9 protein-coding genes are annotated in these 6,581 nt (G+C 66.3%); all 9 read right to left on the bottom strand.

Annotation, left to right across the window (positions count from 1 at the left end; all coding sequences use genetic code 11):
* Positions 1-229: 229 nt before the first annotated feature.
* Positions 230-1,216, bottom strand: a complete 987-nt coding sequence (locus H5397_RS16865) for an IS481 family transposase (RefSeq protein WP_182818880.1) — start codon at positions 1,214-1,216, stop codon at positions 230-232.
* A 28-nt stretch (positions 1,217-1,244) separates the two neighbouring features.
* A complete protein-coding gene (locus H5397_RS16860; RefSeq protein ID WP_182818879.1) occupies positions 1,245-2,006 on the bottom strand; it encodes an ABC transporter permease in 762 nt (253 codons plus the stop codon).
* A complete protein-coding gene (locus H5397_RS16855; RefSeq protein WP_059384758.1) occupies positions 2,006-2,734 on the bottom strand; it encodes an ABC transporter ATP-binding protein in 729 nt (242 codons plus the stop codon). The genes H5397_RS16860 and H5397_RS16855 overlap by 1 nt, the downstream gene beginning before the upstream one ends.
* Complete coding sequence (locus H5397_RS16850; protein WP_220492383.1) at positions 2,731-3,291, bottom strand: TetR/AcrR family transcriptional regulator; 561 nt, start codon at positions 3,289-3,291, stop codon at positions 2,731-2,733. The genes H5397_RS16855 and H5397_RS16850 overlap by 4 nt, the downstream gene beginning before the upstream one ends.
* A gap of 283 nt (positions 3,292-3,574) precedes the next feature.
* The gene (locus H5397_RS16845) at positions 3,575-4,606 is read right to left on the bottom strand and encodes an ISL3 family transposase (RefSeq protein WP_309224394.1); all 1,032 of its coding nucleotides are present in this window, start codon (positions 4,604-4,606) and stop codon (positions 3,575-3,577) included.
* A 28-nt stretch (positions 4,607-4,634) separates the two neighbouring features.
* On the bottom strand, positions 4,635-4,832 hold the full coding sequence (locus H5397_RS18620; protein ID WP_255439022.1) for a hypothetical protein: 198 nt from the start codon (positions 4,830-4,832) through the stop codon (positions 4,635-4,637).
* A 160-nt stretch (positions 4,833-4,992) separates the two neighbouring features.
* Positions 4,993-5,703, bottom strand: a complete 711-nt coding sequence (locus tag H5397_RS16840) for a hypothetical protein (RefSeq protein ID WP_182818878.1) — start codon at positions 5,701-5,703, stop codon at positions 4,993-4,995.
* Positions 5,704-5,842: 139 nt separating this feature from the next.
* The gene (locus tag H5397_RS16835; protein ID WP_182818876.1) at positions 5,843-6,358 is read right to left on the bottom strand and encodes a hypothetical protein; all 516 of its coding nucleotides are present in this window, start codon (positions 6,356-6,358) and stop codon (positions 5,843-5,845) included.
* A 104-nt stretch (positions 6,359-6,462) separates the two neighbouring features.
* Entirely contained in the window at positions 6,463-6,579 is a 117-nt protein-coding gene (locus tag H5397_RS19235) for a helix-turn-helix domain-containing protein (protein WP_375539430.1), read from the bottom strand.
* Positions 6,580-6,581: the final 2 nt, after the last annotated feature.

The following is a 6,581-nucleotide window of genomic DNA, read 5'->3' as shown; positions in this document are numbered from 1 at the left end:
AACAGATGCCCTCCACCGTCCGCCGGTGGTCATTCCACGGACGGCCGCCCTTCGCGCCCCCACGCGGCATCAACGGCTCAATCCGCGCCCACATCTCGTCACTGAACTGAGGACTCCTGGTCACAAAGACAACCCTGACCCAAACCACCCAAATCAGTTACGCGACACGCCCTAGCTGATCTAGGGCTTGTCCCGCCGCCGCGCAGTTGCTGAAGCGGGTAGCTCCGCACTAGCTGTACTGACCGGGGACGTTGGTCAATCGTGAGAAGGGCGGCTGATTCCCGCAGGCAGTGTGGGGCCGGTGCTGGTTGTAGTAGTGCAGCCAGCCGTCGAGCTCGCCGCGGCGCTCGGCTTCGGAGGTGTAGCAGCGGGCGTAGGCCCAGCCGTCGGCCAAGGCTCGGTGGAAACGTTCGATCTTTCCGTTGGTCTGCGGCCGATATGGCCGGGTCCGCTTGTGCGTGATACCGAGCTCGGCGCAAGTGTCGCGCCACAGGTGCGACTTGTAGGTGCCACCGTTGTCCGAAAGGACGCGCTCAACGGTGACTCCGCGGGCGTTGAACCACTCGACCGCCCGGACCAAGACCGCGGTGGCGGTGATCGCAGTTTCGTCGTCGTGGATCTCGGCGTAGGCGACACGGGAGTGGTCGTCGATGACGGTGTGGACGTAGGCCTTGCCCATCAACGGGTCATAGTGCTTATTCCTGGGCTTGTCGGGGGTGGCTGCTCGGTTCTTCTCGCCTTGTCGTCGGCCGACGTAGCGCCAGCCTCCGCCGTCGGGGATATTGCCGAGCTTCTTCACATCGACGTGGAGCATCGCGCCAGGATGGTCGTGTTCGTAGCGACGGACGGGTTCGCCGGTAGCGCGGTCGACGTGGGAGAGCCGGTTGAGATGGGCATCCGTGAGAATGCGGTGGACCGTCGACGGCGCGATCCCGAGCCGATACGAGAGCTGCACCGGTCCTTCGCGGAGACGTAGCCGGAGCTGGATGCAGCGGCGGGTGACCCGCGCGCTGGTTTTGCTGGGCGAGTGGTGCGGGCGCGAGGAGCGGTCCTGCATGGACTCGCCGGCGCGGTAGCGGTCGGCCCAGCGCTTCACCGTCGGCCACGACACCTGGAATCGTGCAGCGACCTCACTGACAGGCCAGCCCTCGTCGACGACGAGACGAGTGACGATCAGGCGATGACGCGGCGTCAGGGCCGCATTGGGGTGAGACATTGCGTTCTCCGGAAAGTGTAGTTGAGGGCTAGCTGCGGCCGATCTGGATGCGTTTCCATGCCGACGACGTTGCGCACCAGCCGAGCAGACCGACCGCCAGGGGGATGACAAGTGCAACTGCCGGCACAGTCGGATCGCCAGAGGCCCACAGGGTCGGGATCGCCCACGGCACGTAGCGGCCGAGACCGAAGCCGGAGGTCAGGTTGGTGGCCACGAGAACGGCCAGGGTCGCGCCGATCCCGGCCAGGTATCCGCGCCAGTGGGTGGCCACCCAAGCGATGGGAAGCACGCTGCACACCAGGCAGAATCCGCTGATCGTCAGTGTCAGCCCGGCATGGAGTGCCCCTGCCGGATCAAGCCCGAGACCGATCCCTGCCATGATCGATGCGACGCTTTGAACCAGAGTGAGGGCCAGGCCCCAGCCGAGGCAGGCGACAAGCTTTGCGCGTGCCACCGCGGCGCGGGACGTGCCGATCGCGAAGAGACCGACGATGGTGCCGTCAGTGAACTCGCGGCCGACTGCCCACGCCGCGACGATTCCGGCTGCCAGCAGCAGGGTGGCTCCAAGGCTCAGGGCGGCCAGGCTGACATATCCGCTCCACCCCTGCCCGCTGATCATGGCGGCTGCCTTGCGGCCCATGTCTGTCCCTGGGGCGTGGACGGCTGCTGCGTAGCCACCGGCCGAGGTGGCTGTGGCCATGATGAGAACGGCACAGGCCGCGGTTCTGGCCACGGGGGATGCGTAGAGTTTTCGGGATTCGATGCGCAGGACTGGGGCGTGTGGGGTCATCAGATCTCCTGCAACTGTTGGTCGGCGGCCAGTACGGTGTCGAAGAAGACCTTCTCGAGGTCACGTTCGTCGGGGGTGATGGTGGCGATGACCTGTCCGTGGTGAAGGACGTCGACCGCATCGGAGACACGGGCGAGTTCGTCGAAGTGGTGGCTGGTGATCAGGATCGAGCTGCCCTGGCCTGCCAGGCGACGCAGTTCGTCACGAAACGCCACGACCGCCAGAGGGTCGAGGCCGTTGGTGGGCTCGTCGAGGACGGCCACGCTGGGCTCATGGGCGAGCGCGCTGATCAGGCCCACCTTCTGACGCGTGCCTAGGGAAAGCCGCCGAACGGGCTGGTCAAGATGGGCTTCCATGCCGAGCGCCCGCGAAAGCTGCGCGACGCGTGGCGCGCACCCTGATGGGTCCATGCCGTGGAGCATGATCGCGTTGTCGATGTTGGCGCGCGCTGTCAGCTCGGGATAGGCGGCCGGCGTCTCGACCATGTGACCGACCCGACACCAGGCCTCTGCGGGGCTGGGCCAGATGTCCTGGCCGTGGAGCAGGACATGGCCCGCATCGGGTCGCAGCATGCCCAGCGCCACCCGCAGTGCGGTCGTCTTGCCCGCACCGTTGAGGCCGACGAGCGCACGAATCTGTCCGTGGGACAGCTCAAGGTCCAGTCCACGCAACACCTCGCATCCGCCCAGCCGGACCTGGATCCCCGACAAGGTCAGCGCGGCGGTCATCGGGCCGAGCCCAACAAGCTCTGCAGCCCGCCGGCAAGGGCCATCGCAACATGGCTGGGCTCGGGCTCGGCCGCCCAGCCCAGCAAGATCGCCGTGGCGGCCCCCATCACGGCCCCTGCAGCAGCTCGCGCCTTGTCGGCGGATGCGCCGGAGCTGACCAGGGCCTCGCGAATCGCCTGCTCCGTTGCCGCGCTGGAAGCCCAGACAGCCCCACGCAAAGAGGGCGTGGCCGCGACGAGCTGGATGCGGTCCCGGAACTGGGGAGACGACAACTCGCGCGCCGCTTCGGGCTCGCTCAGCGCGGCCAGGAAGCCGCCCACCACTCGCTCGAGCGGGTGTGCTGACGCTGGCTGGGCGGCGACGGCCAGTGCGATCGCCGGATCGAACATGTCCTCCACCAGGACGGACTCCTTGCTGGAGAAGTGCCGGAAGAAGGTCATCCGTGACACTCCAGCCGCTTCAGCGATCTGGGCCACCGACACGGTGTCGTAGCCAAACTCGCGGAACAGGCGCAGGGCGATGTCATGCAAACGTCGGCGGTCAATCGGAACAGTCATGCCGCAATGATACCCAGTCACAGTTACCGAGTAACAGAATCAGTCGATCAACGTGTCCGGTCAGTACAACTAGCTGCATGCGGCAAGAGCGGATGTTTGCTGTAGCGCCGATGTCGCCGCCCTCCCGTCTCGACGGAAGGCTGGGATCTCGAAAATCAGGGACACTCGGCCACACCCAGATGCTTCTCGAGAACGAGGGTCGGTTCCGCTGACCTTGTGCCGCGCGTCCGCTACCTCGAGTCCCAATGGGGCTATTCGCATTTGACCGTGGTGCCTTGGCTGGTCAACGGTGTTGCCGCGCCCGGTGGGCGCTGCGGAGCAGGATACGGGCTTGGTAGTGCTCGTTGTTTCGGTAGCCGCGCCCGGTCCGTTTGATGTGTTTGATGGCGGTGTTCGCCGCTTCGGTGCGGGCGTTGGTGACCCGGCTGGTGATGAACGCCTCGATGGCGGGCCACCAGGCGTTGAGGGTGTCCCACAGCCTGGTGGTCTCGTCGGTGTCGGCGTCTTTCACCCAGCCTTCGAGCCGCTGTTTGGCGTCACGGGCTCCTTCGAGGGTGCGGCTGGCGAGGATCAGCCGCAGTCCTTCCTTGACGCCCCAGGCGGCGCCGAGTTCGCCGGTGGGGTCGTCGCTGGCGAACACCTCATCGAGCCGGTGGCGGGCCCGCTCCGAGAGGGTGTCGTAGCCGCGGAGCAGCAGGGTGCGATGTGCCCAGGCCGGGTCGACCTTCCGGCCCCGGCGCTGGTGGAGGTCCTGGACCAGGCGCTGCCGCACCCGGGTCAGGCACAGGTTCGCCAACTGGACCAGGTGGAACGGATCGACCGCGATCTTGGCGTGCGGGAGGCTGGTGGTGATCGCCTTCTTGAACGCTGCTGAGGGGTCGATCGCGACGACTGCGATGCGGTCCCGCCACGGCTGGCTACGGGCGTTCAGCCAGCCCTCGACGGCGGCACTGTCACGGCCGTCGACGACCCCCAGCACCTGACCGCAGGCCGTGTTGACGAGGGTCGTCATCCACGGCTCGACCCGCCGCCAGCCGCTGCTGTCGGGGTCGCGGAACCAGCGCACCCGGCGGTAGCGGTGCTCGTCGATACCCAGGTGCTTTACGTGCAGGGCGTCGACGTCGGGCAACGTGTCGACCGCGTCGTTCACCGTCTTCTGGGTGGTCCACCACGCCACCTGATGGGTCTTGGCGACCTGGGCGACCGGCTGACCCTGGTCGATGACCGCGGTCAGCAACGCCTGACGCAAGCGCGTCGTGCACCGAGCCCGTCGCGGCAACTCGCTCGTGGTCTGGGTGAACGCCGTCGCGGGCACCCCTGCTCGGCGCACACCAACCGTGGCTTCACCACCAACACCTCCACACCGCCGGCGTGCGGGACGTCCTTGACCCGTTGCCGACACCACGCATGCACCCGCGCCGAGACCCCCCGCAGTCGGGGCAGCCGCCGGCGATGGTGTCGGCCTTCACGATCACCCGTCGGCCGCCCAGGGGCAGGTCGATCGCGTCGATCACGTGGTAGTCAGGCAGGTTGAAAGTCACGCTCGCAGCGTCACGCTGCGAGCACATAGGCTTGATCACAGCTCGTGGTCCTTGTCCGGTTGGATGCTTCGCAACACCCATCCCAGCGCAAGGCCACGAGCCCTTGCATCAACGACCCACCACGGTCAACTACGAGTAGCCCCCAATGGGGGTGGTTGTTCTAGCCTTGGAAGTGGAAGTCCTTGTATCCGCGTCGGACGTTGAAGCGTCGTCCTTCTTGGCGGCGCAGTATCAAGCCGGTGATGGTGTCGACATCGGCGGGTCGCAAGCCGAGCTCCCGGCACTTCAGGCGGATGTGGTCAATGGGTAGCCCCAGCCATCGCTGCGTACGGTTCATCAGGTCGGCCTTGAGCTTGTCCTCTTCGTTCCACTTCAGGCCCGAGTCGTAGCCCGCGGCCATGTCAGCCAAGTGCTGCAGGATGTTCACGACATCGTCGGGCAGCCCGTCTGCGGTCCGCGCGGCGGGAGGGTTCGGGGCGTGAGTGCCATGCCGCAGCAGGCGAACCGGGTTGGCGTCCTCGATCCACTCCGCGGTTTGGCCCGGGGCCCATTCCAGTACGGCAAGGGCCGAGAGCTGCACCCCCCATAGCTCGTTGAGCTGCTTGCGATCGGGCCACGCGTGGAGGACTCGCTTTCCGTGGAGTTGGTCCGCGAATAGACCCCGCCATGTGAGGTGCCGCGCCCTGCCGCCAGTAGCCAGTCGAGTGAGCGCTGGGTTGTGATCGATGTCTTTCCGAGGGGTGACGAGGACGGTGGGGGCGTCGGTCTGGCTGAGCAGCCACTGGACGCCACGCAGTGCCTGCTGCTCGCGGCTGTCCCCGACTCCGAGTTGGGAGATGGCGACGGGGAACGGGTAGCGATCTGAACTCACTGACCAAACTCCTGTCATGTTCTGGCATAGCGAACGCCCTGGAGCACCCGACGATATCGGCGGGCACTGACACAATCAGTTTCCCCCGGTGACAGAATCGGGCGCCCTGCGGCAAACGAGTGAGCAGGGCGGGCAGCTGTCATCGTCGGGAATAGTCCTCATGCCGACGCCAGTCTGAGAAGTGAATGACTGGCGGGATCTTGGGTCGCACCAGACTCTGCTGCAGCCTCGCCATGACGTACTCAATGTAGGAGATCGAGATGTCCCGCCAGTACGGATCGGGTTCCGACAGCGGGTACGTGGCCATGCGGGCATCCAAGGAAGCGAGTGAAACGCCCCCGAAGTAGTTCCCGACGGCAGCGCGCACGTCAGATTGAGTGCTGCGGAGTTCCACGGGGAGGGATGCACCGTGTTGCAGGCACAGCGATTCGAAATCCGCGACGGCCCGAGCGACGTCCTCCGGGTTCAGGCTGCGCACGCTCGACTCATGTAGCAGCGCCCGCAGTCGAGCGAGTGAGGGAAGCAGCCCGTCCACCGCGGCGGCATGCACTCTGGACGCGCGTTCAGCACGGACCGTCCATCTGGCCACGAACCAGGAACCGGCGATGGAGACGACGACGGTGAGCACGCTCAGTGCGACTTCGGATGAAGGCATGTCGCGATTGTCGCCCGCACGTCTGACAGAAGCGTTCGGGTCCGGCGCACGGCAGGGAAGGAGTCGCCCCGCGGGAAGGCTCGGCCTGCGCCGGACGCGGCATGTCAGGTAATGGGATCGGAGGTGGGCTCGTCGAGGTTGTGAGGATCTTCCAAGTCGAACAGGTCGGCCGGCTTGCAGTCCAGTGCTTGGCAGATCGCGGTCAGCGTGGTGAACCGGATCG

The sequence above is a fragment of the Propioniciclava sp. MC1683 genome (assembly GCF_014164675.1).
GTDB lineage: Bacteria > Actinomycetota > Actinomycetes > Propionibacteriales > Propionibacteriaceae > Propioniciclava.
This window is presented reverse-complemented; position numbering and strand designations above follow the sequence as displayed.